Raw genomic sequence first — 26,819 nt, forward strand, 5'->3', positions numbered from 1 at the left:
CGAGATGACCGACAATCGCAATACCATCCTCGCCGTCATTCTGTCCGGCCTGGTGCTGATCGCCTGGCAGTATTTCTACAACGTGCCGCAGATGGAGAAGCAGCGCGCCCAGCAGCAGGCGCAGTCCGAGCTCCAGAAGGGCAGCACGCCGCAGCCGGGCGCGTCCCCGACGCCGGGCAGCGCGCCGCAGCCCGGCGCGGCCCAGCCGTCGACGCCGGCCGCGAGCCCGCCCCAAGCGGTCGTTTCGCGCGAGACTGCCATTGCAGCGAGCCCGCGCGTCAAGATCGAGACGCCGCGGATCGCCGGCAGCATCTCGCTGAAGGGCGGCCGCATCGACGACATCGCGCTGGTGCAATATCGCGAGACGGTCGATCCGAAATCGCCCCCGATCGTCCTCTATTCGCCGTCGGGCACGGCGGAGCCCTATTACGCCGAGTTCGGCTGGGTCGCGGCGACGGGCGTGACGGCAAAGATGCCGGATGCCCAGACCGTCTGGCAGCAGGAGGGCAGCGGCAGCCTGACGCCGTCGACGCCCGTGGTGCTGAAATGGGACAATGGCGACGGCCTGACCTTCCGCCGCACCATCGCCGTCGACGATCATTATCTCTTCACCATCAAGGACGAGGTGAGCAATGTCGGCAACGCGCCCGTCACGCTCTATCCGTTCGCGCTGATCTCGCGCCACGGCGCGCCGCATGTCTCCGGCTACTATATCCTGCATGAGGGCCTGATCGGCTATCTGGGCGAACACAGGCTGCAGGAATATGCCTACAGCAAGATCGACGAAGCCAAGCAGGTGAACTTCAAGGCCACCAATGGCTGGCTCGGCATCACCGACAAATACTGGGCCTCCGCGCTGCTGCCGGATACCAACGCCCAGCTCCAGGCACGTTTCTCGTCGAACCCGGTCGGTAAGGTCCATACCTACCAGACCGACTATCTGCTCGACCCCGTCACCGTCGCGATCGGCGGCACCGCGACGGCCAACGCGCGGCTGTTCGCAGGCGCCAAGGAAGCCGGCGTGGTCGGCATCAACTTCCCGCTCGCAGGCCTCGGCGGCTACAACAAGGCGCTCGGCCTCAACCAGTTCGACCTGCTGATCGACTGGGGCTGGTTCTACTTCCTCACCAAGCCGATGTTCCTCGGCCTCGACTTCTTCTTCCGCTTCTTCGGCAATTTCGGCGTCTCGATCCTGCTGGTGACGGTGATCGTGAAGCTGTTGTTCTTCCCGCTGGCGAACAAATCCTACGCCTCAATGGCGAAGATGAAGTCGATCCAGCCGCAGCTGCTGGCGCTGAAGGAGCGCTATCCCGACGACAAGGTGAAGCAGCAGCAGGAGATGATGGAGATCTACCGCAAGGAGAAGATCAATCCGGTCGCCGGCTGTCTTCCCGTGCTGATCCAGATCCCGGTATTCTTCGCGCTCTACAAGGTGCTGTTCGTCACCATCGAGATGCGGCACGCGCCGTTCTTCGGCTGGATCAAGGACCTCTCGGCGCCGGATCCGACCAATCTGTTCAACCTGTTCGGGCTGATCCCGTTCGATCCGACCACGATTCCGGTGTTCGGCTATTACCTCGCGCTCGGCATCTGGCCGATCATCATGGGCATCACGATGTGGATCCAGATGAAGCTGAATCCGACGCCGCCGGATCCGACCCAGCAGATCATCTTCAACTGGATGCCGCTGATCTTCACCTTCATGCTGGCGGGATTCCCGGCGGGCCTTGTTATCTACTGGGCCTGGAACAACCTGCTCTCGGTGATCCAGCAGGGCTACATCATGCGCCGCAACGGCGTGAAGGTGGAGCTGTTCGACAACATTCGGAACTCGTTCAAAAAAAAAGTGACGACTGAGGCGACGTAAGCGTCATTGCGAACTGAGCTGCCTCCACGTCGTCATGCCCGGGCTTGTCCCGGGCATCCACGTTTTGGAAGCTTGCTCCGTGAAGACGTGGATGGCCGGGACAAGCCCGGCCATGACGCGAGGATAGACTTTCAGATGACCGACAAGTCAGACGACAAGCTGATCGAGGCCGGGCGAAAGCTGTTCGCCCGCGACTGGCAGTTCATCTGGGCCTCGCCTTCGATCGAAACGCTGCCGCCGATGGCGGGGCTGGAGATCGCCTTTGCCGGGCGCTCCAACGTCGGCAAGTCGAGCCTGATCAACGCGCTCACGGGACGCAACGCGCTGGCGCGCACCTCGCATACGCCGGGCCGCACCCAGGAGCTGATCTTCTTCGAGGTCCCCGGCAAGAACGACCTGCGCCTCGTCGACATGCCCGGCTACGGCTATGCCAAGGCGCCGAAGAGCCAGGTCGCGTCCTGGACCGAGCTAATCCACAGATTCCTGCTGGGACGCGCCAGTCTCGCGCGCGTCTACGTGCTGATCGATGCGCGGCACGGGATCAAGGATGTCGACCTCGAGGTGCTAAAGACGCTCGACCGCTCCGCCGTCAGCTATCAGATCGTGCTGACCAAGGCCGACCAGGTGAAGGCCGCCGAGCTGCAAGCGCGCATCGCCGAGACTGAGGCCGCGCTCGCCAAGCATCCGGCGGCGTTCCCGAACGTGCTCGCGACCTCGTCGCGCAGCGCGACCGGCATGGCCGAGCTTCGCGCCGCGATGGCGAAGCTGCTGGAAGAGCGGGCCTCGTGATGCTGACGCAGCGCCTGCTGATCGGGCTTGCCGGCTTGATGGGTGCGGCCGGCGTCGCGCTGGCCGCCGCGTCCGCCCATGGCGCGGACGCGAGCCGTCTTGCCTCCGCCAGCGCCATGCTGCTGTTTCATGCAAGTGCCATGCTCGCGACCATCGCCTTGCTCGCGCGCGGCCTTCTGCACGACGGAATTGGACTCATGGCGGCGTTCGGCTTCGCGATCGGTGCCGCGCTGTTCGCAGGCGACCTCACCTTGCGGCAATATGCCGGGCACGCGCTGTTTCCGATGGCGGCGCCGACGGGCGGGATGGTGATGATTGCGAGCTGGCTGGCGGTAAGCGTGGCGGCGGTGGCGGCGAAAAGGTGATGCTATCGTGTCCCGGACGCGGTGCGGCACGCAGTGACGCTCCGCAGAGCCGGGACCCAGAAGCGACATGGGCCCCGGCTCTGCAGCGCACCGCTTAAGGAGCGTTGCGCTGCGTCCGGGGCACCAAGACTGCTTTGCGCTGTCCCCGCCAATCGGATAGAACGCGCACCATTCGATCCGCCAGCGAGACCGCGACATGACCGACATCTCTCCGCTCGACCAGGCCCGCATCCTGTCCGAAGCGCTGCCGCACATGCAGCAATATGACGAGGAAACCATCGTCATCAAATACGGCGGCCATGCCATGGGCGACGAGGAGACCGCGAAGAACTTTGCCCGCGACATCGTGCTCTTGGAGCAGACCGCGATCAATCCGGTGGTGGTGCATGGCGGCGGGCCGCAGATCGCGACCATGCTCAAGCGTCTTGGGATCGTCTCGGAATTCGCCGCGGGCCTGCGCATCACCGATGCCGCGACCATCGAGATCGTCGAGATGGTGCTCGCCGGCTCCGTCAACAAGCAGATCGTCGGCTACATCAACGAGGCCGGCGGCAAGGCGGTGGGCCTGTCCGGCAAGGACGGCAACATGGTGAAGGCGACCAAGACGACGCGCACCATCGTCGATCCGGACTCGCACATCGAGAAGGCGGTCGACCTCGGCTTCGTCGGCGATCCTGAAAAGGTCGACCTCACTTTGCTCAACCAGCTGATCGGCTACGAGCTGATCCCGGTGCTGGCGCCGCTCGCGACCTCCAAGGAAGGCCAGACGCTGAACATCAACGCCGACACCTTTGCAGGGGCCGTCGCCGGCGCGCTGAAAGCCAAGCGCCTGCTGCTGCTCACCGACGTGCCCGGCGTGCTCGACAAGTCGAAGAAGCTGATCCCGCAGCTCTCGGTGAAGGACGCGCGAAAACTGATCGCCGACGGCACCATCTCCGGCGGCATGATCCCGAAGGTCGAGACCTGCATCTACGCGCTGGAGCAGGGCGTCGAGGGCGTCGTCATCATCGACGGCAAGATGCAGCACGCGGTGCTGCTCGAGCTCTTCACCAACCAGGGCACGGGCACGCTGATCCACAAGTGAGAGACGAGCAGCGAAGAAGAGAGGGCGTCATGCCCGGGCTTGTCCCGGGCATCCACGTTCTTTCTTTGCCGAAGCGAGACGTGGATGGCCGGGACAAGCCCGGCCATGACGACCGGAGAAAGTCGAAACACCGCCGCTCCCGCCTCACCCGCTTCCTGATGTCGCTGCCGGCGGCCGCTGTCTCCTTCTTCTTCTCCTCCGCGCCAGCGATCGCCGACCTCAAGATCTGCAACCGCATGTCCTATGTGGTCGAGGCCGCGATCGGCATCGACGACAAGGCGGCCACCGCGACGCGCGGCTGGTTCAGGATCGATCCCGCGGCCTGCCGCGTGGTGGTGCAGGGCACGCTGACCGCGGACCGCATCCTGCTCAACGCGCGCGCGCTCGGCGTCTACGGCGCGTCCCCGATCCCGCAAAGCGGCAACGACATGCTGTGCGTCGCGCAGGACAATTTCGTCATCGCGGCGGCGCGGCAGTGCCGCAGCGGCCAGACGCAGGTTCCCTTCACGCAGGTGACGCCGACGCAAAGCCCGGACGGCAACCTCGTCGCTTATCTCGCCGAGGATTCCGAATATGACGACGAGCAGGCGCGCCTCGCCGGCATCCAGCGGCTCCTGGTGATCGCAGGCTACGACGCCGCGCCGATCGACGGCGTCGATGGGCCGAAGACGCAGAGCGCGCTGGCCGCATTCCTGAAGAGCCGGGGCTTGTCGTCCGACATCGTAGGCTCGCAGAACTTCTTCAAGACCATGGTAGATGCGGTGCAGACGCCGTCCGCGACTGGCCTCACCTGGTGCAACGACACGCCGCACAAGGTGATGGCGGCGATCGCGACCGACGACGGCAAGGCCGTGACCAGCCGCGGCTGGTATCGCATCGATCCCAAGACCTGCCTGCACCCCGATGTGACCGGCCAGCCGAAGCAGATCTTCAGCTTCGCGGAAGCGGTCGACGCCGACAACCGAATCGTCAAGCTGAAGGACAAGCCGCTGAATTGGGGCGGCGACAGGCAGCTCTGCACACGCGAGACCAAGTTCGAGACCAGCGAGCAGACCGATTGCGGCGCGCGCGGCTTTGCGGCAAGGGGCTTCAGCGCGGTAGACATGTCGACCGGCGGCAAGACGCTGCGCTTTGCCGTACCGTGAGCGAGAGACTTGTGATGAGCCCACCCCGCAGCTTCAGCCATGTCGACACCTGGGTGTTCGACCTCGACAACACGCTCTATCCGCATCACGTCAATCTGTGGCAGCAGGTCGATGCGCGGATCGGGGAGTTCGTCTGCAACTGGCTGAATGTCGGCCCGGAGGAAGCGCGGGCGATCCAGAAAGATTATTATCACCGCTTCGGCACCACGATGCGCGGCATGATGACCCTGCACGGCGTCTCCGCCGACGACTACCTCGCCTATGTCCACAAGATCGACCACTCGCCGCTGGAGCCGAATCCGGCGCTCGGTGCGGCCATCGCAAAGCTGCCGGGCCGCAAGCTGATCCTCACCAACGGCTCGGTCGACCATGTCGATGCCGTGCTGGCGCGGCTCGGCTTCGCCGGCCATTTCGACGGCGTGTTCGACATCATCGCCGCCGAGTTCGAACCGAAACCGGCGGAGCAGACCTACCGCAAGTTCCTCGGCCAGCATGCGGTCGATCCGACCCGCGCCGCCATGTTCGAGGACCTCGCCCGCAACCTCACTGTCCCGCACCAGCTCGGCATGACCACCGTGCTGGTGGTGCCTGACGGCACCAAGGAGGTGGTGCGCGAGGACTGGGAGCTGGAAGGCCGCGACGCCGCCCATGTCGACCACGTCACGGATGATCTGGCGGGGTTTTTGGCGGGGCTGTCGCCCCAATGACCGAAGTCATCCCGGGGCGCGAAGCGAGCCCGGGATCCATAACCACAGGGAGTGGTTGTGGCGCGAGATCGATAACTCCGAGTCCTCGCCAAATGACCGCCTGTGGTTATGGGTCCCGGGCTCGCGCTTCGCGCGCCCCGGGACGATAGTGGAGTTTGCCTTGACTCCACCCCTGCAAATCCCGAAAAAGCGCTCCAATTCTCGCGAAACCACGCGCTTCCCAGAGGAAATCCCGATGTCTCTTGCAGCCCTCGAATCCACCATCAACAGCGCCTTCGACGCGCGGGACGGCATCTCGACCTCGACCAAGGGCGAGGTGCGCGAGGCCGTGGACCAGGCGCTGGAGACCCTGGACAAGGGCGAGGCCCGCGTTGCCGAGCGCGGCAGCGACGGCAAGTGGAAGGTCAATCAATGGCTGAAGAAGGCCGTGCTGCTGTCGTTCCGCCTCAACGACATGGACGTCATTGGCGGCGGCCCCGGCAAGGCGAGCTGGTGGGACAAGGTGCCCTCGAAGTTCGAAGGCTGGGGCCCGAACCGCTTTCGCGATGCCGGTTTTCGCGCGGTGCCGGGCGCGGTGGTGCGCCGCTCGGCCTTCATTGCCAAGAACGTCGTCTTGATGCCGTCCTTCGTCAATCTCGGCGCCTATGTCGATGAGAGCACGATGGTCGACACCTGGGCCACCGTCGGCTCCTGTGCGCAGATCGGCAAGCGCGTGCACATTTCCGGCGGTGCCGGCATCGGCGGCGTGCTCGAGCCGCTGCAGGCCGAGCCTGTCATCATCGAGGACGATTGCTTCATCGGCGCGCGCTCGGAAGTCGCCGAAGGCGTGATCGTGCGCAAGGGCGCGGTGCTGGCGATGGGCGTGTTCCTGGGAGCCTCGACCAAGATCGTCGACCGCGAGACCGGCGAGGTCTTCATGGGCGAAGTGCCGGAATATTCGGTGGTGGTGCCCGGCGCTCTGCCCGGCAAGCCGATGAAGAACGGCCAGATCGGCCCGAGCACCGCCTGCGCCGTCATCGTCAAGCGCGTCGACGAGCGCACGCGCTCCAAGACCAGCATCAACGAGCTGCTGCGGGATTGATGCCAGGCGAGTAGCGAGTAGCCAGTGGCGAATAGGGCGCGGACCCTCTTCCCCATTCGCCATTCACCATTCGCTGCTAGGATCGAACCCACCCACTCTCCATGGCGACCAATGTCCGGGCGGCTCCGTTCCGCCCGGAGCCACTCGCATGGATTGGACTTGGTACCTTTTCCGCTTCGACGGGCGCATTGGCCGCGCCAAATTCTGGCTGGCCGGGCTGATCATCCTCTGCTGGATGATCTTCATGGCGGCAATCGCGGTCGCGTTCGGCGCCGGCTCGTTCGCCATTTCAATCAGCGACATCTTCAAGGTGCTCGACCCAGACACTTATCGCGCGCTGTCGCGCGCCGATCTCCCGCTGGTCCTGACCAAGCTGATCGGCACGCCACTGTTCACGTGGGTGTTCGCCGCGACCTTCGTCAAGCGTCTCCACGACCGCGACAAGTCCGCCTGGTGGCTGCTCGCCTACTTCGTGATGCCTGGTCTGTTCAAGCAGTTCGAAGAGCGACTTCCAGACAGTTACTGGATAGCGCCCATCGCGCTGGCCTGTTTCGTCCTACCCCTAGCCGGCTTCGTCGAGACCGGCTTCCTGCGCGGCACCCGGGGGCCCAATCGGTTCGGTCCGGATCCGTTGGCCCAGAACGACTCCTCGCTGACCCCGCCTGCGAGACGCTGGGACCAGGGCCGCGAGATCGAAATTGTCCCGCTCCATGCTAGCCCACCCGGCGGCATGCATGTTAAGCGGGGCGCATGACCGATGCTCTCTCCATTGCCCGCGACCTGATCCGTTGCCCTTCAGTCACTCCGGCCGATGCCGGCGCGCTCGGGGTGCTCGAAAAAATCCTGGGCGCTGCCGGTTTCACCTGTCACCGCGTGACCTTCAGCGAGCCTGGTACCGCCGACGTCGACAATCTCTATGCGCGGATCGGCACGGAAAGTCCGCACATCACCTTTGCCGGCCACACCGATGTGGTGCCGCCCGGCGACGAGAGCGCCTGGAGCGTCGGGGCGTTCTCCGGAGAGGTGAAAGAGGGCGTGCTGCATGGCCGCGGCGCGGTCGATATGAAGGGCGGCATCGCCTGCTCGGTCGCGGCGGTGCTGGAGCATCTCGCCGCCAACGGCGGCAAGCCGCGCAGCGACGGTAAGGGCTCGATCTCGTTCCTGATCACCGGCGACGAGGAAGACGTCTCGATCAACGGCACCATCAAATTGCTCAAATGGGCCGCCGAGCGCGGCGAGAAATTCGACCACTGCGTGCTCGGCGAGCCTTCCAACGTCGAGACGCTCGGCGACACCATCAAGATCGGCCGGCGCGGCTCGCAATCCGGCACGCTCGTCGTCGACGGCGTGCAGGGCCACGTCGCCTATCCGCACCGCGCCTCCAATCCGGTGCCGGACATCTCGCGGCTGATCGTCGCGATCTCCGACGAGCCGCTCGACCATGGCAGCGCGCAATTCCAGGCGTCCAATCTCGAATTCGTCTCGGTCGACGTCGGCAACAAGGCCTTCAACGTCATCCCCGGCGAGGCCCGCGCAAGATTCAACATCCGCTACAACGACAACCACACCCAGGCGAGCTTGCGTGAATTGGTCGAGACGCGTCTCGCCAAAGCCTGCGGCAACCGCATCAAGGCCCGCATCGTGTGGGAGCCCTCCAACTCGAACGTGTTCGTGACCAAGCCGGGGCCGTTCACCGATCTCGCGGTCTCCGCGATCGAGGAGGTGACGGGGCGCAAGCCCGAGCTGTCGACCTCAGGCGGCACGTCGGATGCGCGGTTTATTTCCTTCTATTGCCCCGTGATCGAGTTCGGTCTGGTCGGGCAGACCATGCACCAGGTCGACGAACGCGTGCCGGTGGCGGATTTGGAGAGGTTGACGAAGGTGTATCGCGGGATCTTGGCGCGGTATTTTGCTTGAGGCACTGTTGCCTCCACAAACACGACCGTCATCGCCCGGCTTGACCGGGCGATCCAGTATTCCAGAGACGGCAGTGATTGAGCCGAGAGGCCGCGGCGTACTGGATGCCCCGGTCAAGCCGGGGCATGACACCGAGGTTTGGCGAGAGCATGCCCGCTCTCTGCGCCGCTCGCCTAATAATCCACCTTCATCAAATACAGGCCCTCGGGCGGGGCGACGATGCCGCAGGCGGCGCGGTTGCGGGCTTTGAGCGCGGCGGAGAGATCGTCGGCGGTCCAGCGGCCCTCGCCGACCCAGACCAGGGATCCCACCATCGAGCGCACCTGGCTGTGCAGGAACGAGCGTGCCGAGGTGATGACGTTGATCTCGCGACCATCGCGGATCACGTCGAGCTGGTCGAGCGTCTTCTCCGGCGACTTGGCCTGGCACTCGGTGTCGCGGAACGTGGTGAAATCGTGCTTGCCGAGCAGGCGCTGCGCCGCCGCATGCATCGCCTCAGTGTCGAGCTTGCGCGGCACGCGCCAGGCGTGGCCGACATCGAGCGCGAGATTGGCGCGGGTGTTGACGATGCGATAGCGGTAGTGGCGCTTAACCGCCGAGAAGCGCGCCTCGAAATCGTCGGGCACGATCTCGGCCTCGAGCACCGCGATCGGATGCGGGCGCAGATGCGCGTTGAGCCCGTCGCGAAAACGGCCCGGCGGAAACTGCTTGTCGACGTCGACATGCGCGACCTGGCCGCGCGCATGCACGCCGGCATCGGTGCGGCCGGCACCGTGCACGCGCAGATCCGCCCCGGTCATCGCCTTCACGGCCGCCTCGAGCGCGCCCTGCACCGACGGCAGCGTGTCCTGCACCTGCCAGCCGAAAAACGGCGCGCCGTCATATTCGATGGTGAGCTTGTAGCGGGGCATCGTGTCCAGTTTCGTCGTCATTGCCCGCGAAGGCGGGCAATCCAGCACTCCGCAGCTTATCCGATTGACCGAGAAGCCTCGGCGTACTGGATACCCCGCCTTCGCGGGGTATGACAGTGTCAGGTGAATTTGGATCCCGCCTTTAACGGCACGCCGCGCAGGAAGTCCGCGGCCTGCATGCGGGCCTTGCCCTCGCGCTGCAGCTCGATGATGCGGATGGCGCCGTCGCCGCAGGCGACGGTAAGCTGATCGTCGAGCACCTCGCCAGGCGCGCCGGAGCCTTGCGCCAATTCGCAACGCAGGATTTTGACGCGCGCATCGTCAAGCTCGCTCCAGGCGCCGGGGAAGGGCGAGAGGCCATGGACGTGGCGCAGCACCGCGCGCGCGGACCTGGTCCAGTCGATCCGCGCCTCGGCCTTCTCGATCTTGGCGGCATAGGTGACCCCGTCCTCGCTCTGCGCCTTGAGCTGGAGCCCGCCGCGTTCGAGCGCGGCCATCGCGCGCACCATCAGGTCGGCCCCCAACCGGGACAGGCGATCGTGCAGGTCGAGCGCGGTCATGTTGTCGGTGATCGCGATGCGCTCGGCCATGGCGACGTCGCCGGTATCTAAGCCGACATCCATCTTCATCACCATCACGCCGCTCTCGGCATCATCAGCCATGATGGCGCGGTTGATCGGCGCGGCGCCGCGCCAGCGCGGCAACAGCGAGGCATGCAGATTGTAGCAGCCGAGTTTTGGCGCATCGAGGATCGCCTTCGGCAGGATCATGCCGTAGGCGACGACGACGGCCGCATCCGCATCAAACGCGCGGAACTCCGCCAGCGCCTGCTCGGTCTTCAACGTCTTCGGCGTCAGCACGGGGATACCCAGCTTTCGCGCGGCTTCCTCGACCGGCGTCGGCTGCAATTGCAGGCCGCGCCGTCCACCCGGCTTCGGCGCGCGGGTGTAGACCGCCGCGATCTCGTGGCCATGAGCGATCAGCTCGAGCAGCGTTGGCACAGAGAAATCGGGCGTGCCCATGAAGATGAGGCGGAGGGGCATGTAGCTGCGTTCGGTGAGAGTTCTGGTTCTCCGTCATGCCCGGGCGTGTCCCGGGCATCCACGGTCTTGGCGACAAAGCAAGCAAGGCGTGGATGGCCGGGTCAAGCCCGGCCATGACGAGGAGAGAGAGCCGAGCCCAGCCTACTCCGCCGCGCGCTTGGCGGCTTTCTCGAACTTCTTCATGACGCGGTCGCGCTTGAGCTTCGACAGATAGTCGACGAACAGGACACCGTTGAGATGGTCGATCTCGTGCTGGATGCAGGTGGCGTAGAGGCCCTCGGCATCCTCCTCATGCACCTTGCCGTCGAGATCGGTGAAGCGCACGCGCACCTTCGCGGGCCGTTCGACCTCCTCGTAATATTCGGGGATCGAGAGGCAGCCTTCCTCGTAGACCGACAATTCCTCGGACGAGGCGATAATCTCAGGATTGATGAAGACGCGCGGCGCGTGCTTGGTCTCGCCGTTCCCGTCGCGCTTGGCGAGGTCCATGGTGATCAGGCGCAGCGGCTGCGCGACCTGGATCGCCGCGAGCCCAATGCCGGGCGCGTCGTACATGGTCTCGAACATGTCGTCGGCAAGCTTGCGGATCTCCGCCGTGACCTTCTCGATCGGCTTGGAGACCAGGCGCAGCTGCTTGTCGGGCAGGATGATGATTTCTCTGAGGGCCATGGCCGCGATTTAAGCCGCGCGCCGGATGCGGTCAATGCGGCCCGGAACCCGTTAACCCCTCGCTAACCATAAAACTTCACCTTTCATTAACCATGAAAATTAAGGGCCGGTTAACCCAGAATGTTCCCTCTTCGTTCGCGAGAGTGCAGCGAATCGGCTACAAGGCGGCATGAACGAGATCATTGTCATGCTGGGCGACTGGCCGGTGCGCATCGTCGATGCGCTGATCGGCTTCGGTGCGCTCGTCCTCATCCTGCTGGTTGTGATTGCGGTCGTGATCGCGCGCTCGGGGCGGCGTGGCGCGGAACTCGCCATGGCGAACGCGATCCGGGCCGACGAGCTCGAGGAGCGCCTCGCCCAGGTGCTGCGCGCCCAGAGCGAGGCCTCGGGGCGGGTTGACGCCATGACCCAGGCGCTCGCGGGACGCCAGGCCGAGATGGCGCGGGCGGTCAACGAGCGGCTTGATTCGGTGACGCATCGGGTCGGCCAGTCCATGGAACATTCGACCCGCAACACCATGGAGAGCCTGCGCGCGCTGCATGAACGGCTCGGCATCATCGACAACGCGCACAAGAACCTCACCGACCTCACCACGCAGGTGACCACTCTGCGCGACGTGCTCGCCAACAAGCAGTCGCGCGGCGCCTTCGGCCAGGCGCGCATGGAGGCGATCGTCCAGGACGGTCTGCCCAAGGGCTCCTACGAGTTCCAGTTCACGCTCTCGACCGGAAAACGGCCGGACTGCGTCGTGTTCCTGCCCGACCAGCGCCCGCTCTGCATCGACGCGAAGTTTCCGCTGGAGGCGATGACGGCGCTGCACGATGCCCGCACCGACGAGGAGCGACGCGTCGCCACGCAGCGGCTGCGCAGCGACGTGATGAAGCATGTCAGCGACATCGCCGAAAAATATCTCGTCGCCGGCGAGACCCAGGAAATGGCGCTGATGTTCGTGCCGTCGGAATCGGTCTACGCCGAGATCCACGACGGCTTCGACGACGTGATCCAGAAAGCCTATCGCGCCCGCGTCGTGCTGGTGTCTCCCTCGCTGTTGATGCTCGCGATCCAAGTGATGCAGCAGATCATGAAGGACGCGCGCATGCGCGATGCCGCCGACCAGATCCGCACGGAGGTGATCAAGCTCGGCGACGATTTGGGGCGACTGCGCGACCGCGTGCTCAAGCTGCAAAAGCATTTTGCCGACGTGAACGAGGACGTCCGCCAGGTGCTGATCTCCGCCGACAAGATCGAGAAGCGCGCAGGGCGAATCGAGGAGCTCGATTTCAGCAAGAGCGATGCGCCGGAGGCACCGCGCCTGGTGGCGACGGGAGCGGCAGAGCTGTTTCCGCGCAAGCTCCAGGCGGGGGAGTGAGATTGGGGCACACTGTCATGCCCCGCGAAGGCGGGGCATCCCGTACGCCGCGGCGGTTGTGATCGAACCGAGACGCTGGTGGTTACTGGATCGTCCGCCCCCCTGCGCAATTGCGCGCGGACGATAAGGGCGGTGAGATGGTCACATGGGTGCACGCCTTTACTACGTCTACATTCTCGCCAGCCGAATTGGCGGCACGCTCTATATCGGCGTGACGAACGATCTCGTCCGCCGAGTGGCGCAGCACAAGTTGAAGGTCATCGAAAGCTTCACCGAAAAGTATGATGTCGTTCGGCTGGTCTACTTCGAGCAATTCGATGATCCCGAGAACGCGATCAGGCGGGAGAAGCGGCTGAAGAAGTGGAACAGGGCCTGGAAGGTCCGCTTGATCGAGCAGCATAACCCAAACTGGGATGATCTCTATCCTGGCATAGCCGGACCACCGTAAGGCGGTCATACCCCGCGAAGGCGGGGTATCTAGTACGCCGCAGCAGTTGTGATTGAACCGAGACGCCGCGGAATACTGGATCGTCCGCCTTCGCGGACGATGACACCGAGAGGGTGGAGAGAGCATCCGCCCCACTGAGCTCGCAAGAGTCATTTCCCCCAGAATCTGCTAACACCCCCTCCATGACCGCACCCGACGCGACCTCCCCCGCCGCGACTTCCGCCGCCTCGCCCTCCTGGCGCGACAGCCTTGCCGTTTACCTGCAGCCGCGGGTGCTGATCGTGCTGTTTCTCGGCTTCTCCTCGGGGCTGCCGCTGGCGCTGTCGGGATCGACGCTGCTGGTGTGGATGGCCGAAGCCGGGGTCGATCTTGGAACGATCGGGCTGTTTGCACTGGTTGGAACACCATACACGCTCAAATTCCTGTGGGCGCCGCTGGTGGATGCGCTGCATGTGCCGTTGTTCACGCAGTCCTTTGGACGTCGCCGCGGGTGGCTGGTGTTTTCGCAACTGCTGCTGATCGGCGCGATTCTGCTGTTGGCGCTGACCGATCCGGCACGTTCGCCGCTACTGGTTGCGCTTGGCGCGCTGCTGGTCGCGACGATGTCCTCGACGCAGGACATTGTGGTCGATGCTTTCCGCGTCGAGAGCCTGCCCGAAAGCGAGCAGGCCGCCGGCATGGCCGCCTATGTCGCCGCGTATCGCATCGGCATGTTGGTATCGACCGCAGGCGCCCTGTTCATCGTCACCGGCTTCGAGGCGATCGTTCCTCGTGGCGCCGCCTGGATGTGGGGCTATGTAGTGATGGCGGCTCTGGTGCTGATCGGCACGGTGACTGCGCTCGCCGCCACCGAGCCCGCACAATCCGCGCGCGCAGAGGCCGCCACGCAGGACGAGGGCGCGCTCACGCGGGTGTTCCATGCGGCGCTGGGCGCGTTCTCGGAATTCCTGCGACGCAAGGAAGCATGGGTCGTGCTCGCCTTTGTCGTGCTGTTCAAATTCACCGACGCGTTTTCCGGCAACATGACCGTGCCGTTCGTCATCGATATCGGCTTCACGCGGAACGACTATGCCGTGATCGTCAAGGGCGTCGGCATCGTCGCGACCCTCGCCGGCGGCTTTGCCGGCGGCTTTGTGGCCCGGCGCTATTCGCTCGCGACCAGCCTGTGGATCGGCGGCATCGTGCAGGCGATGTCCAATTTGTCGTTCTCGTGGCTGGCGCTGGTCGGCGTCAACGAATGGGCGCTGACCCTCGCGATCACCTCCGACAATTTCTGCAACGCCATCGGCACCGTGATCTTCGTCGCCTATCTCTCGGCGCTGTGCCAGAACCCGCTGCACACGGCGACCCAATATGCACTGCTGACGGCGCTCGCCGCAGTAGGACGGACCTATTTGTCGTCGGGCGCAGGCTATCTGGCGAAAGCGACGGGCTGGCCGATGTTCTTCGCGATCTCCGTCCTCGTCGCCATCCCGAGCCTGATGCTGCTGGCGTATTTGCAGAGGCGCGGGCATTTCGAGGCGCTGGGGCCGGTGCGGGTGTAGGACTCACCTCTCTCTTTCGTCATTGCGAGCGAAGCGAAGCAATCCAGACTGTCACCGCTGAGGCAGTCTGGATTGCTTCGTCGCAAGGGCTCCTCGCAATGACGACCGAGGGAGTGGAGCTCCCTACTGCTTCTTGATCAGGCTCCACTTCGTGATCACGGCCTCGCTCATTTGGCCGGGATCGCTGGCGCAGGCGACCTCGTCCACCTTCACGGAGATCTCCTTGCCGACGAAGGATTTCAGCTGCGCGGCCTGCGCCTCGCTGGAGGTGACGAGCTGGAACGTCTCGGGGCCGGTTTCGAGATTGCACAGCCCGTTCGGCGGCGGCAGGCGGCGCGGCTCGGACGTGATCTGGTAGGTCGCGACGCGCTTGCCGTTCTTGGCGTCGCGCACCTTCATCGCGTTCAGCTCGCCGGAGAGCACGTCGCCAGTGTTGATCGGCTTGCCGGGCTTGGACGGCGGCGGCGCCTCGTCACGCTGCTGCGCGGAGATGGCCGGGGTCACCAGCATCAGCATCGTCGCGACCAAAGCGAAGCGTGTGGCGAAAAGTTTCGTCATGTCGTCCGTTCCGTGAAGTCTGGATGGCTAGAACAGGGTGCGCTGCCGCATCGCAGCCGATAGCGTACCTTCATCGAGATAATCAAGCTCGCCGCCGACGGGAACCCCATGGGCGAGCCGCGTCACCTTCACATTGGCGTCCTGAAGCAGGTCGGTGATGTAATGCGCCGTGGTCTGGCCGTCCACCGTCGCATTCAGCGCCAGGATGATCTCGTGCACCTGCGAATCATGAGCGCGCGCCACCAGCGCGTCGATGGTGAGGTCCTGCGGGCCGACGCCGTCGAGCGGCGACAATGTCGCGCCGAGCACATGATAGCGCCCCTGGGTCGCATTGGCCCGCTCCAGCGCCCAGAGGTCGGCGACGTCGGCGACGACGACGATGATCGCCGGATCGCGCTTCGGATCGGTGCAGACGGTGCAAGGATTTTGCGTGTCGATGTTGCCGCAGGTCTTGCAGACCTGGACCTTGTCCAGCGCCACCTGCAAGGCGCTCGACAACGGCATCATCAGTGCTTCACGCTTCTTGATCAGATGCAGCGCCGCGCGCCGCGCCGAGCGCGGACCGAGGCCCGGCAGCCGCGCGAGCAGCTGGACCAGCCGCTCAATCTCGGGACCTGCAACAGCGCCCATTTTATTGGCCGAACAGCCCCGGCGGCAGGCCGAGCCCGCCGGTGAGGGCCTGCATCTTCTCCTGCATGGCGGTCTCGGCCTTGCGGCGCGCATCAGCGAGGGCGGTGACGAGCAGGTCTTCCAGCACCTCGCGCTCTTCGGCCTTCATCAGCGAAGGATCGATCTTGATGCCCTTGACGTCCATCTTCGCGGTCATGCGCACGGCGACGAGACCGCCGCCGGAAATGCCTTCGACCTCGACGTTGGCGAGCTGGTCCTGCATCTCCTGCATCTTGGATTGCAGCTGCGCCGCCTGTTTCATCATGCCGAGAAAATCAGCCATGGGTGCGTGTCCTTGGAAAGAATGGTTCAGAGATCGTCGCCGTCGGAACCGTCGGGCGGATCGTCGCTGCCATAGTCGGCGTTAATATCGGTTTCCGGGGTCTCGGGAGCAAGCCTGCGGACCTCGACGACCTTGGCGCCGGGGAAACGCGACAGCACCTCCTGCACGCGCGGATCGGCTTCCGCGGTACGGGCATGCTCCTGCTTGGCCGCCTGGTTCACCGAACGCAAAGTCGGCTGGCCCTGCTCGTTGGAGACGATCACGGTCCAGCGGCGGCCGGTCCACAGCTCGAACTTCTTCGCAAGTTCCGAGATCATGGTCTTGGAAGCGTTGGGCTCGAGCGCGACTTCCAGCCGCCCCTCCTCGAAACGGACGAGGCGCATGTCGCCTTCGAGCGCGCTCTTGGTCATGATGTCGCGCTTCTGCCCTGCGAGCGCAACCAGCTGGGTGAAGCTCGCGATGCGCAGCTGGGGCGCCGCCCCTTGCGTATCCGGCGCGGGCGCCGCCATCTGCGGCCGGGCGCCACCGCCAAACGCTGGAGCCGAGGCTGTCGGCATGCGCACGGGCGCAGCCGACATCGGCGCTGCGGAGGCAACCGGCGCGCCGGGCGCGCCGCTGCGCGCGCTACTTCCGCCGTTCACGACCGGCGAGCCGCCGCCGTTCTGCTCCAGCATCCTGATCGCTTCGTCGGGCGTCGGCAGGTCGGCGACATAGGCGATGCGCACCAGAACCATTTCCGCCGCGGCCGCGGGGCGCGTTGCGGCCTGCACCTCGGCGATGCCCTTGAGCAGCATCTGCCACATCCGCGACAGCACGCGCATCGAGATCTTGGAGGCGAACTCCTTGGCACGCACGCGCTCGGTCTCGCCATAGGCGACGTTGTCGGCGGTCGCCGGGATAACCTTCACACGGGTGACGAAATTGACGAACTCGGCGAGGTCCGAGAGCACGACGATGGGATCGGCGCCGACATCGTACTGGTCGCGGAACTCCTTGAAGGCAGCCGCGATGTCGCCGCGCGCCAGCGACTCGAACAGGTCGATGACCCGGGTGCGGTCGGCAAGGCCCAGCATCTGCCTGACGGCATCGGCCTTCACCTGCCCCGCCGCATGCGCGATCGCCTGATCGAGCAGCGACAGCGAATCGCGCACCGAGCCCTCCGCGGCGCGCGCGATGATGCCGAGCGCCTCCGGCTCGATCTCGACGTTTTCCTTGGCCGCGATGCTGGCGAGGTGCTTCATCAGCACGTCGGCCTCGACGCGGCGCAGGTCGAAGCGCTGGCAGCGCGACAGCACGGTGACCGGAACCTTGCGGATCTCGGTCGTCGCGAACACGAACTTGGCGTGCTCCGGCGGCTCCTCCAGCGTCTTCAGGAAGGCGTTGAACGCCGCCGTCGACAGCATGTGGACTTCGTCGATGATGTAGACCTTGTAGCGCGCGCTGGCCGGGGCATAGCGCACGCTGTCATTGATCTGGCGGACGTCGTCGACGCCGGTATGCGAGGCCGCGTCCATTTCCAGCACGTCCATGTGCCGGCTTTCCATAATCGCCTGGCAATGCACGCCCAGGGTCGGCATGTGGATGGTCGGCCCTTTCACCGATCCATCCGGCATCTCGTAGTTGAGGGCACGGGCGAGAATGCGCGCGGTGGTGGTCTTGCCGACACCGCGGACGCCGGTGAGAATCCAGGCCTGCGGAATGCGGCCGGTCTCGAACGCATTGGAGACGGTGCGGACCACGGCCTCCTGGCCGATCAGATCGTCGAACGAAGATGGGCGGTATTTGCGCGCCAGCACCCGGTAGGGCGCATTGCCGGCCTGGCCGGCGCTATCGGGATCGGGAGGGGCGCCAGCGTCGGTCATCGGTCGATCCGCAATGAAATGTCTCTTGGCCGGCTTTTGCGGAAAGGAGCGCGCTGGCGGCTGGTGCCGCCGGCGCTGGTTCGCTCGAAAAACAGGTAGGAGACTGACGAGCGACCCGATCCGGACCTCGTTAGGGCTGCTTCCTTCCGGACCTGACCCGGTTGGCGAGTGGCTCGTCCACCGCCAATCTCCCGGTCCCTATTTGGGGCCAAAGGGAGCGGAAAGCAAGCGGGGTCTGGGGCTGTTCCGACGGCGCTTGGGGACTTCCAGCGCCGAATTCGCCCTCATTCGGCCTGCCCCACCGGGTCCGGCGCATAAGGACCATGGCGCATACGGATGTTGTCTGGGGGCGTGGTCTCTGCGACGGTAAGAATCAATCCAGAGAAGCCTTCATGCCCGAACCCGCCTGGTCGCTGCACTCCCGCCTGAAAGAGGACACCATCGATATCGGCGACCTGCCGCTGTCGAAGGTGCTGGTCATCAAGGACGCGCATTATCCCTGGCTGCTGCTGGTGCCGCGACGCGCCGATACGGTCGAGATCATCGATCTCGACGAGGTGCAGCAGGCGCAGCTGATGACAGAGATCTCCCGCGTCTCGCGCGCGCTGAAGGAGATCACCAAATGCGACAAGCTCAACATCGCCGCGCTCGGCAACCTCGTGCCGCAGCTGCACGTCCACATCATCGCGCGCCGCACCAGTGACGCGGCCTGGCCGCGGCCGGTGTGGGGCGTGATGCCGCCGCTGGCGCATGACGCCGCGGAGGTTCAGAATTTCATCAGCGCGCTTCGCCGCAAGATCTGGTTGGGTTGAAAGAACAATAATGTCAGCATTCAACGCGTTTCCGCTGGGGCAGCCGGCCTTCGTCACCAACGTCCTCGACCGCGCCGCGCATCTGCGCCGCGACGACGAAAAGCTGTTCGCGCTGGAGCAGAAGCCGTCCTCGCGCGCCTATGTGGTCTATCGCGACTCGCTGCTGGTGAAGCGCGAGGGCGACAAGGTGCGGGCGCTGCTCGGAATCGACGAGGCGCTGAAATGCGGTGCCAATCCCGGCACGGTGTTCCTCGGGCTTCGCGACGGTGCGGCCGTGTTCGGCATGGGCCTGTCGCAGGCCGCCGCCGAGAAGCTGGTCGGCCGCGAGGATTATACCGTGACCGAGCTGCGCGGCATGGCGATGCAGGGCGCGATCCCGCCCGAGGAGCTCTCGGCCGTCGCCATGGCAAAGTCGATGGTGGGCTGGCATCAGCGCCACGGCTATTGCGCCAATTGCGGCGTACGCACCAGCATGAAGGAAGGCGGCTGGAAGCGCGACTGCCCGAGTTGCAAGGCCGAGCATTTTCCGCGCACCGATCCGGTCGTGATCATGCTGGTGGCGTCCGGCGACAAGTGCCTGCTCGGACGCCAGAAGCAGTTTCCGGCAGGGATGTATTCCTGCCTCGCCGGCTTCGTCGAGGCTGCCGAGACCATCGAGGACGCGGTGCGCCGCGAGATCTTTGAGGAGTCCGGGATCCGCTGCACCGACGTGCAATATTACATGACCCAGCCCTGGCCCTATCCGTCGTCGCTGATGATCGGCTGCAGCGCGCAGGCGCTGAACGAGGACATCGTCGTCGATCGGATGGAGCTGGAAGACGCGCGCTGGTTCACGCGCGAGGAGGCGGCGAAGATGCTGACGCGGACGCATCCTGACGGGCTCGCCGGTCCGCATCCCTTCGCCATCGCCCATCATCTGCTCGGCCGCTGGGTGCACGACAAGAGCAGCTGAGTCGAACGACGATGGCCGGGACCGCGCCGCGCATCCTCTGCATCGGCATGCCGGTGCGCGACCTCATCCTGCGCGTCGAGGCCTTGCCCGAACGTGGCAGCAAGGCGAACGCCAGCCATCTCGCCGAGATCTGCGGCGGCAACGCGCTCAACGCTGCCATCGCGATGGCGCGGCTCGGCGGCCGCCTCGCCTTCGCGGGGCCGATGGGTGATGCGCGGGAGACGTCGAGCGCTTTCATCCTCGCGCAGATGGCGCAGGAGGGCGTCGATAGCACGCACATCGTGCGCATGCCGGGCCTGAGCACGCCGGTCTCGGCGATCATGATCGAGCCCTCGGGCGAGCGGACGCTCACCATTTATCGCGATCCCGCGCTGTGGACCGTGAGGCTACCCGAGGCCGACGCCTTGCTGACCGATTGTCAGGCGGTGCTCGTCGAAAGCCGCTGTGCGGCGTTCGCGACCTCGCTTTGCGCCGAGGCACGCCGGCGCGGCATTCCCGTCATCGTCGGCGTCGACCGCGCGATGGCGCTGCAGGACGGCCTGCTCACGGCCGCCTCGCATCTGCTGTTCGCCAGCGCCCAGCTGCAGGAGACGGCCGGCATCGCTGACGACGGCGCGGCCTTGAAGCGCCTGGCGGAGCTGACGCCCGCCTTCCTCGCGGTCACCCGCGGCCCGCGCGGCACGATCTGGCTGAACCAGGCGGGCGCGCTGGAGGAAACACCAGCCTTCCCGGTCCAGGCGGTCGATACGCTCGGCGCTGGCGACGTCTTCCATGGCGCGTTCGCGCTCGGCCTCGCTGAGGGTAAGGGGTTGCGGGAAGCGATGCGATTCGCCACGGCCGCCGCAGCGCTGAAATGCACCCGCCATGGCGGCGGCCTGGCCGCCCCGCAACGCGTTGAAGTTGAAGGGTTTTTGCGCGATCGCCCGTAGAGCGATTCCATGGAAGCGCCGAGATTATGGGCTTGTCGTGGAAGGATTTTCTCTATATCAGGGAAATCTGCCCCTGAAATGAAACAAAGTTCTTCAAATGACTGATGTCGCCGTCCAAATTCCCGAGACCAGCCGCCGCCTCGACGCCATCGACCGCAAGATCCTGATGGTCCTCCAGGAAGACGCCTCCCTTTCCGTCGCCGAGATCGGCGACCGGGTTGGCCTGTCCTCGACCCCCTGCTGGAAGCGCATCCAGCGCCTGGAGGCCGACGGCGTGATCATCAAGCGCGTCGCCCTCGTCGACCAGAACAAGATCGGGCTCGGCATCTCCGTGTTCGTGTCGGTCGAGAGCTCCGACCATTCGGATGCCTGGCTGAAGCGGTTCGCCGAGGCCGTCAGCGCCATGCCGGAGGTGATGGAGTTCTATCGCATGGCGGGCGACGTCGACTACATGCTGCGCGTCGTGGTCGCGGACATGCAGGCCTATGACGTGTTCTACAAGAAGCTGATCAGCGCCGTGCCGCTGAAGAACGTCACCTCGCGTTTCGCGATGGAGAAGATCAAGTCGGTGACGGCGCTGCCGATCCCGGCGGTGGTGGCGGCGTAGGTTCACCTCTCCCCGCTTGCGGGGAGAGGTCGGATTGCGAAGCAATCCGGGTGAGGGGGTACAGGTCTCGCGACATTCGCATCCGCGGAGAGAAGCCCCTCACCCCAACCCTCTCCCCGTAAGAACGGGGCGAGGGAGCGCACCGCCGTCGCAGCGGGCAGTCACCAATCAGATCTTCTGATTGTACTCGCCGACTTCGGGATGCGTGCGCAGCACGCTGTTCACCATCTCGAACATGTCGTGCATGCGCTGCTCCGAGACCGGGCTCTCGACCACGACGACGAGCTCGGGCTTGTTGGAGGAGGCGCGCACCAGGCCCCAGCTGCCGTCCTCGACCGTGACGCGGACGCCGTTGACAGTGACGAGGTCGCGGATCGCCTGGCCGCCGATCTTCGCGCCCTTGGCCTGCAGGCCTTCGAAGTGCTTCACCACCTTGTCGATGACGCCGTATTTAGTCTCGTCGGCGCAATGGGGCGACATGGTCGGCGACGACCAGGTCTTCGGCAGCGCGTTCTTCAAGTCGGCCATCGACTTGCCGGGCGCGCGGTCGAGCATGTCGCATATCGCGAGCGCCGAGACCAGGCCGTCGTCATAGCCGCGGCCATAGGGCTTGTTGAAGAAGAAGTGGCCGGACTTCTCGAAGCCCGCGAGCGCGCCGGTCTCGTTGGTGCGGCGCTTCATGTAGGAATGACCGGTCTTCCAATAGGCGGTCTTCGCGCCCTGCTTCTGCAGCACGGGATCGGTGATGAACAGGCCGGTCGATTTCACGTCGACAATGAACTGCGCGTCCTTGTGGATCGCCGACATGTCGCGCGCCAGCATCACGCCGACCTTGTCGGCAAAGATCTCCTCACCGGTGTTGTCGACCACGCCGCAGCGATCGCCGTCACCGTCGAAACCAAGGCCGACATCGGCCTTGTGCTGCAACACCGCGTCGCGGATCGCGTGCAGCATCTCCATGTCTTCCGGATTCGGATTGTATTTCGGGAAGGTGTGGTCGAGCTCGGTGTCGAGCGGGATCACCTCGCAGCCGATCGCTTCCAGCACCTGCGGCGCGAACGCGCCGGCGGTGCCGTTGCCGCAGGCCGCGACCACCTTGAGCTTGCGCGTCAGCTTCGGGCGGGAGGTGAGGTCGGCGATGTAGCGCGCCGGATAATTCTCGTGGAATTGGTAGGAGCCGCCGGCCTTATTCTTGAACTCGGCGTTGAGAACGATCTCCTTTAGCCGCGACATTTCGTCGGGGCCGAAGGTCAGCGGGCGGTTGGCGCCCATCTTCACGCCGGTCCAGCCATTGTCGTTGTGCGAGGCCGTGACCATCGCAACAGCGGGCACGTCGAGATCGAACTGTGCGAAATAGGCCATCGGCGTCACCGCAAGGCCGATGTCGTGCACCTTGCAGCCCGCCGCCATCAGGCCGGAGATCAGCGCGTATTTGATCGAGGCCGAGTAGCCGCGGAAATCGTGGCCGGTGACGATCTCTTGGCGGACGCCGAGCTCGGCGATCAGCGCGCCGAGCCCCATGCCGAGCGCCTGCACACCCATCAGGTTGATTTCCTTCTGGAACAACCAGCGCGCGTCGTATTCGCGAAAGCCGGTCGGCTTCACCATCGGCTCGGATTCGAAGGCGTAGGTGTTGGGCAACAATACGGATTTCGGCTTCGGGAACATTGATTCGGTCTCATGGAAAGGGGGCGGGATTTGCTGCAGGCTTAGCGAACGCCAAGCCGCAGCGAAAGGCGGGAATGAAGGCTTATGGCCGATAATTGCGGCAGTTTGGTAACGAAGAAACGTGCCGCGACGGCGGCCAGAGCAATGATATCTTCTTGAATTCGACGACCGCGCAATGGCGCGGGGTGCCTCTACTGCTCCAGCACCATCTGCCCGTTGGCGTATTCAAAACGCTTCAGGCGGGACAGAAAGGAGAGTCCGAGCAGGTTCTCCGACAGCGCCTCGTCGGGCAGCACCATGGCATCGACGTCGCGCACGATCAGGCCGCCGACATCGAGCATGGGGATGCGGGTTCGCGCGGCCTTGATGGTGCCGTTGGCGGTGGAGACGGTGGCGTTGTAGTCGCTGCGCGAGGGACGGAGACCAAAGCGGGCGGCCGAGGTCTCGTTCAGCGCAACGACGGAGGCGCCGGTATCGATCATGAAGCCGATGCGCTGGCCGTCGATGCGGCCCTCGGTCTGAAAATGACCGCGGGCGTCACGGGCAATGGCCAGGCTGCGGCCGCCGGCCGGCGCTGTGGCCGCGACCGCGACCGTCATGCGCGGCACTGACGTGGCGGAAGCCGAGCTCATCTTGTCCGCCATCTGCGCCATGAAGGTGCCGAGGCCGATCATGACGGCCGCGATGATCATAATGTTACGCATCACACCACTTCCGAGCCGAAAGCTCGATTTCATCACGCGACGAGGCCGGCGGCGAGCGCGGGCACGCCGGGGCTCCTGTCATTTTGACGAAAAGGATGAGCGGAGGGTTAATGGGCGCCGTTGCAGCTACTCCAGGCCCTCATCCTGAGGAGCCGCGAAGCGGCGTCTCGAAGGATGGCCGCACGCGAGAGCGGGGCCTGCATGGTTCGAGAAGCGCGTTCCGCGCTCCTCACCATGAGGGTCTACCACCTCACGTCCCGCGCGGCTTCGCCCGCCTTGTCGGCACGGCGCTCGCGGGATCGTCGGGCCAGGGGTGACGCGGGTAGCGGCCGCGCAGGTCGGAGCGGACGGCGGCGTAGCTGCCGCGCCAGAAGCCGGGCAGATCGCGCGTCACCTGCACCGGCCGCTGGGCCGGCGACAGCAATTCCAGCACCAGCGGCACCTTGCCAGCGGCGATCGAGGGATGGGTGTTGAGGCCGAACAATTCCTGGAGCCGGACCGCGATGGTCGGCCCCTGCTCGGCCTCGTAGTCGATCGCGAGCACGCTCCCCGTAGGCGCCTCGAAATGGGTCGGCGCCTCGCGATCGAGCCGCGCGCGCATCTCCCACGGCAGGAGCGCCATCAGGGCATCGGAGAGATCGCCCGCGGAGATGTCCTTGAGCGCGATCTTGTCGTAGAGCGCCGGCACCAGCCAGTCGTCGCGCCGCGCGATCAGACCGTCGTCCGACAGGTCGGGCCAGCTGTCGCCCTCGGCCTTGCGCAGGAACATCACGCGATCACGCCATTGCTTGGCGGCTTTCGACCAGGGCAGCCGGTCGAGGCCCGCGGCGATCAAGCCATCTGCGAAGATGCGCGCGGTCTCCTCCGAGGGCGATACTGAAAGCGTCGCCTCGGACAGCGTGATCGCGTGCAGCACGCGCTTGCGCCGTGCCCGCAGCGCCATCGCGCCGCGATCAAAGGAGATCTCGTCGGCGGTCTCGATATGCTCGGCGAAATGCCGCTCGATCTCGTCCTCGGTGATTTGCGCGGCGAGCAAGATGCGTCCGCTCGCCGCTGTCCCGGTCATCTCACCGATCGCGATGTAGGGCGCACGGGCGAGCGAGGAGGTCTGCTCGATGGAAGCGCCACGGCCGTTGGCCAGCACGAAACTGCCATTGCCGCGATTGCGCGCGACGCGGTCCGGGAACGCATAGGCGAGCATCAGGCCGGTCGAGAGATCCTCCTGCAGCGCCACCATCTCCGAAGCCGCGACCTGCGAGGCCCAGCGGCGCGCGAGATCGCGCGCGCTTGCCGCGCGCGGCGAGCGGTCGCGGCGGAACTGGTCGCGGCGGTGCTCGAGATCGACGCTGTCGCCGCCAAGGCCGCGCTCGGTGATGATGGCCGCGATCTCGGCGGCGGCCTGGCCCTCGCCGGCGCGATGCGAATCCACGATCATGCGCGCCAGCCGCGGCGGCAGCGCCAGCGCGCGCAGGCTTTTTCCCTCGGCGGTGATGCGGCCGTCGCTGTCGAGCGCGTTGAGCTCGCTCAGCAGGCTCTTGGCTTCCTTCCAGGCCGGCTGCGGCGGCGGATCGAGGAACGATAGAGCCGCGGGATCGCTGACGCCCCATTGCGCGAGATCGAGCACCAGCGACGACAAATCGGCGCTGAGGATTTCTGGCTGGGTGTAGGGCGCGAGCGAGGTGGTCTGCGGCTCGTCCCAGAGCCGGTAGCAGACGCCGGGCTCGGTGCGGCCGGCGCGGCCGCGGCGCTGGTCCACCGCCGCGCGCGAGGCGCGCACGGTCTCGAGCCGCGTCAGGCCGATATCGGGCTCGTAGCGCGGCACGCGGGCAAGACCGCTATCGACGACGATGCGCACGCCCTCGATGGTGAGCGAGGTCTCCGCGATCGAGGTCGCCAGCACCACCTTGCGCGTGCCCTTGGGCGCCGGCGCGATGGCACGGTCCTGCACGGCGGCATCGAGCGCGCCGAACAGCGGCACGATCTCGACGGAGGCGTCCTGCACGCGCTCGGAGAGGAAATTCTGCGTGCGGCGGATCTCGGCGGCGCCTGGCAGGAAGGCCAGCACCGAGCCGCTATCGGCGCGCAGCGCAGATGCGATCGCATCCGCCATCTGCCGCTCGATCGGTGCATCCGCCTTGCGGCCGAGATAGCGTGTCTCGACCGGAAACGCCCGGCCCTCGCTTTCGACGACGGGGGCATCGCCGAGCAGCCTTGCCACCCGCGCACCGTCGAGCGTCGCCGACATCACCAGGATACGCAAATCCTCGCGCAAGCCGGTTTGCGCATCACGCGCCAGCGCAAGGCCCATGTCGGCGTCGAGCGAGCGTTCATGGAATTCGTCGAACAGGATCGCGGCAACGCCTGTTAGTTCGGGATCGTCGAGGATCTGGCGGGTGAAGATGCCCTCGGTCACCACCTCGATGCGTGTCGCGCGCGAGATCTTCGAGCCGAAGCGGACACGATAGCCGACAGTTTCGCCAGCGCGCTCGCCGAGCGATTTGGCCATGCGGTCGGCACTGGCGCGCGCGGCGATGCGGCGCGGCTCCAGCACGATGATCTTCTTGTCCTTGGCCCAGGGCGCATCGAGCAAGGCCAGCGGCACGCGCGTGGTCTTGCCGGCGCCGGGAGGGGCCACCAGCACTGCAGCGTTGCTGGCCTCCAGCGTACGCGACAAATCGTCGAGCACGGCATCGATCGGGAGGGGCGTGTCGAAGCTGCGGGGCAAGATCTATCCGTTCGTCATGCCCGGCCCCGTGCCGGGCATTCACGTTCTTTCGTCTGGCAGTGAACAAGACGTGGATAGCCGGGACAAGCCCGGCCATGACGGCTTCGTTCA

The 26,819-nt window shown here is 65.5% G+C and carries 26 protein-coding genes and 1 other RNA gene; 16 read left to right on the top strand and 11 right to left on the bottom strand.

The features are described 5' to 3' along the window. The first annotated feature begins 4 nt into the window (after positions 1–4). From yidC to dapE, 9 genes are all read left to right on the top strand, one after another. Positions 5–1,867: a membrane protein insertase YidC gene (gene yidC / locus ACVWYQ_RS20000; RefSeq protein WP_275507855.1), complete on the top strand. Its 1,863-nt coding sequence runs from the start codon at positions 5–7 to the stop codon at positions 1,865–1,867. Between the two features lie 135 nt (positions 1,868–2,002). Continuing rightward, on the top strand, positions 2,003–2,656 hold the full coding sequence (gene yihA / locus ACVWYQ_RS20005; RefSeq protein WP_404544314.1) for a ribosome biogenesis GTP-binding protein YihA/YsxC: 654 nt from the start codon (positions 2,003–2,005) through the stop codon (positions 2,654–2,656). Continuing rightward, a complete protein-coding gene (locus ACVWYQ_RS20010; RefSeq protein WP_404546369.1) occupies positions 2,656–3,021 on the top strand; it encodes a DUF423 domain-containing protein in 366 nt (121 codons plus the stop codon). Before yihA ends, ACVWYQ_RS20010 begins: the two co-directional genes overlap by 1 nt. A 196-nt stretch (positions 3,022–3,217) precedes the next feature. Beyond that, the gene (gene argB, locus ACVWYQ_RS20015; RefSeq protein ID WP_130363552.1) at positions 3,218–4,105 is read left to right on the top strand and encodes an acetylglutamate kinase; all 888 of its coding nucleotides are present in this window, start codon (positions 3,218–3,220) and stop codon (positions 4,103–4,105) included. 158 nt (positions 4,106–4,263) lie between these two features. After that, positions 4,264–5,250 carry a DUF1036 domain-containing protein gene (locus ACVWYQ_RS20020; RefSeq protein ID WP_456727198.1) on the top strand — a complete coding sequence of 329 codons (987 nt, stop codon included), beginning with the start codon at positions 4,264–4,266 and terminating at the stop codon, positions 5,248–5,250. Between the two features lie 14 nt (positions 5,251–5,264). After that, positions 5,265–5,957 (top strand): pyrimidine 5'-nucleotidase, encoded by a 693-nt coding sequence (locus ACVWYQ_RS20025; protein ID WP_404544316.1) that lies wholly within the window; start codon positions 5,265–5,267, stop codon positions 5,955–5,957. A 235-nt stretch (positions 5,958–6,192) separates the two neighbouring features. Further along, complete coding sequence (dapD, locus tag ACVWYQ_RS20030; RefSeq protein WP_157283364.1) at positions 6,193–7,038, top strand: 2,3,4,5-tetrahydropyridine-2,6-dicarboxylate N-succinyltransferase; 846 nt, start codon at positions 6,193–6,195, stop codon at positions 7,036–7,038. Between the two features lie 148 nt (positions 7,039–7,186). Then, entirely contained in the window at positions 7,187–7,792 is a 606-nt protein-coding gene (locus ACVWYQ_RS20035; protein ID WP_404544319.1) for a DUF805 domain-containing protein, read from the top strand. Beyond that, positions 7,789–8,955, top strand: a complete 1,167-nt coding sequence (gene dapE / locus ACVWYQ_RS20040; RefSeq protein WP_271539470.1) for a succinyl-diaminopimelate desuccinylase — start codon at positions 7,789–7,791, stop codon at positions 8,953–8,955. Before ACVWYQ_RS20035 ends, dapE begins: the two co-directional genes overlap by 4 nt. A 173-nt stretch (positions 8,956–9,128) precedes the next feature. On the opposite strand, the gene truA is transcribed toward dapE, so the two are convergent. The 3 genes from truA to def form a co-directional block, all read right to left on the bottom strand. Beyond that, positions 9,129–9,866 (bottom strand): tRNA pseudouridine(38-40) synthase TruA, encoded by a 738-nt coding sequence (truA, locus tag ACVWYQ_RS20045; RefSeq protein ID WP_198399719.1) that lies wholly within the window; start codon positions 9,864–9,866, stop codon positions 9,129–9,131. Positions 9,867–9,985: 119 nt separating this feature from the next. Further along, a complete protein-coding gene (gene fmt, locus ACVWYQ_RS20050; protein ID WP_404544322.1) occupies positions 9,986–10,909 on the bottom strand; it encodes a methionyl-tRNA formyltransferase in 924 nt (307 codons plus the stop codon). Between the two features lie 141 nt (positions 10,910–11,050). Then, entirely contained in the window at positions 11,051–11,578 is a 528-nt protein-coding gene (gene def / locus ACVWYQ_RS20055; protein WP_404544324.1) for a peptide deformylase, read from the bottom strand. A gap of 169 nt (positions 11,579–11,747) precedes the next feature. On the opposite strand from def, the gene ACVWYQ_RS20060 reads away from it, so the two are divergent. The 3 genes from ACVWYQ_RS20060 to ACVWYQ_RS20070 all read left to right on the top strand — a co-directional run bounded on the left by ACVWYQ_RS20060 (position 11,748) and on the right by ACVWYQ_RS20070 (position 14,939). Next, entirely contained in the window at positions 11,748–12,947 is a 1,200-nt protein-coding gene (locus tag ACVWYQ_RS20060; protein WP_157283370.1) for a DNA recombination protein RmuC, read from the top strand. A 145-nt stretch (positions 12,948–13,092) separates the two neighbouring features. Beyond that, positions 13,093–13,395 carry a GIY-YIG nuclease family protein gene (locus tag ACVWYQ_RS20065; RefSeq protein ID WP_271539478.1) on the top strand — a complete coding sequence of 101 codons (303 nt, stop codon included), beginning with the start codon at positions 13,093–13,095 and terminating at the stop codon, positions 13,393–13,395. A gap of 182 nt (positions 13,396–13,577) precedes the next feature. After that, on the top strand, positions 13,578–14,939 hold the full coding sequence (locus ACVWYQ_RS20070; RefSeq protein ID WP_275498334.1) for an AmpG family muropeptide MFS transporter: 1,362 nt from the start codon (positions 13,578–13,580) through the stop codon (positions 14,937–14,939). A gap of 123 nt (positions 14,940–15,062) precedes the next feature. On the opposite strand, the gene ACVWYQ_RS20075 is transcribed toward ACVWYQ_RS20070, so the two are convergent. The 5 genes from ACVWYQ_RS20075 to ffs all read right to left on the bottom strand — a co-directional run bounded on the left by ACVWYQ_RS20075 (position 15,063) and on the right by ffs (position 18,503). Next, a complete protein-coding gene (locus ACVWYQ_RS20075) occupies positions 15,063–15,497 on the bottom strand; it encodes a hypothetical protein (protein WP_157283373.1) in 435 nt (144 codons plus the stop codon). Between the two features lie 27 nt (positions 15,498–15,524). Further along, positions 15,525–16,127, bottom strand: coding sequence for a recombination mediator RecR (gene recR, locus ACVWYQ_RS20080; protein ID WP_036026497.1), 603 nt, complete (start codon positions 16,125–16,127; stop codon positions 15,525–15,527). Position 16,128: 1 nt separating this feature from the next. After that, positions 16,129–16,449: a YbaB/EbfC family nucleoid-associated protein gene (locus ACVWYQ_RS20085; RefSeq protein ID WP_157283374.1), complete on the bottom strand. Its 321-nt coding sequence runs from the start codon at positions 16,447–16,449 to the stop codon at positions 16,129–16,131. A 26-nt stretch (positions 16,450–16,475) separates the two neighbouring features. Further along, on the bottom strand, positions 16,476–18,311 hold the full coding sequence (locus ACVWYQ_RS20090; protein ID WP_456726304.1) for a DNA polymerase III subunit gamma/tau: 1,836 nt from the start codon (positions 18,309–18,311) through the stop codon (positions 16,476–16,478). A 95-nt stretch (positions 18,312–18,406) separates the two neighbouring features. After that, positions 18,407–18,503: signal recognition particle sRNA small type (gene ffs, locus ACVWYQ_RS20095), an RNA gene on the bottom strand. A 200-nt stretch (positions 18,504–18,703) separates the two neighbouring features. On the opposite strand from ffs, the gene ACVWYQ_RS20100 reads away from it, so the two are divergent. The 4 genes from ACVWYQ_RS20100 to ACVWYQ_RS20115 all read left to right on the top strand — a co-directional run bounded on the left by ACVWYQ_RS20100 (position 18,704) and on the right by ACVWYQ_RS20115 (position 21,611). Then, complete coding sequence (locus ACVWYQ_RS20100; protein ID WP_036041788.1) at positions 18,704–19,123, top strand: HIT domain-containing protein; 420 nt, start codon at positions 18,704–18,706, stop codon at positions 19,121–19,123. Between the two features lie 10 nt (positions 19,124–19,133). After that, entirely contained in the window at positions 19,134–20,075 is a 942-nt protein-coding gene (gene nudC, locus ACVWYQ_RS20105) for an NAD(+) diphosphatase (protein WP_109145459.1), read from the top strand. A gap of 11 nt (positions 20,076–20,086) precedes the next feature. Then, positions 20,087–21,004 (top strand): sugar kinase, encoded by a 918-nt coding sequence (locus ACVWYQ_RS20110; protein ID WP_456726305.1) that lies wholly within the window; start codon positions 20,087–20,089, stop codon positions 21,002–21,004. A gap of 97 nt (positions 21,005–21,101) precedes the next feature. Beyond that, entirely contained in the window at positions 21,102–21,611 is a 510-nt protein-coding gene (locus ACVWYQ_RS20115; protein WP_025032510.1) for an Lrp/AsnC family transcriptional regulator, read from the top strand. Positions 21,612–21,779: 168 nt separating this feature from the next. Here ACVWYQ_RS20115 and ACVWYQ_RS20120 read toward each other — a convergent pair whose 3' ends face one another. From ACVWYQ_RS20120 to hrpB, 3 genes are all read right to left on the bottom strand, one after another. Further along, positions 21,780–23,279 (bottom strand): phosphomannomutase/phosphoglucomutase, encoded by a 1,500-nt coding sequence (locus ACVWYQ_RS20120; protein ID WP_456726306.1) that lies wholly within the window; start codon positions 23,277–23,279, stop codon positions 21,780–21,782. 191 nt (positions 23,280–23,470) lie between these two features. After that, positions 23,471–23,983: a TIGR02281 family clan AA aspartic protease gene (locus ACVWYQ_RS20125; protein ID WP_456726307.1), complete on the bottom strand. Its 513-nt coding sequence runs from the start codon at positions 23,981–23,983 to the stop codon at positions 23,471–23,473. Between the two features lie 250 nt (positions 23,984–24,233). Further along, entirely contained in the window at positions 24,234–26,708 is a 2,475-nt protein-coding gene (gene hrpB, locus ACVWYQ_RS20130; RefSeq protein WP_456726308.1) for an ATP-dependent helicase HrpB, read from the bottom strand. Positions 26,709–26,819: the final 111 nt, after the last annotated feature.

Source organism: Bradyrhizobium sp. USDA 3397 (genome assembly GCF_054060965.1).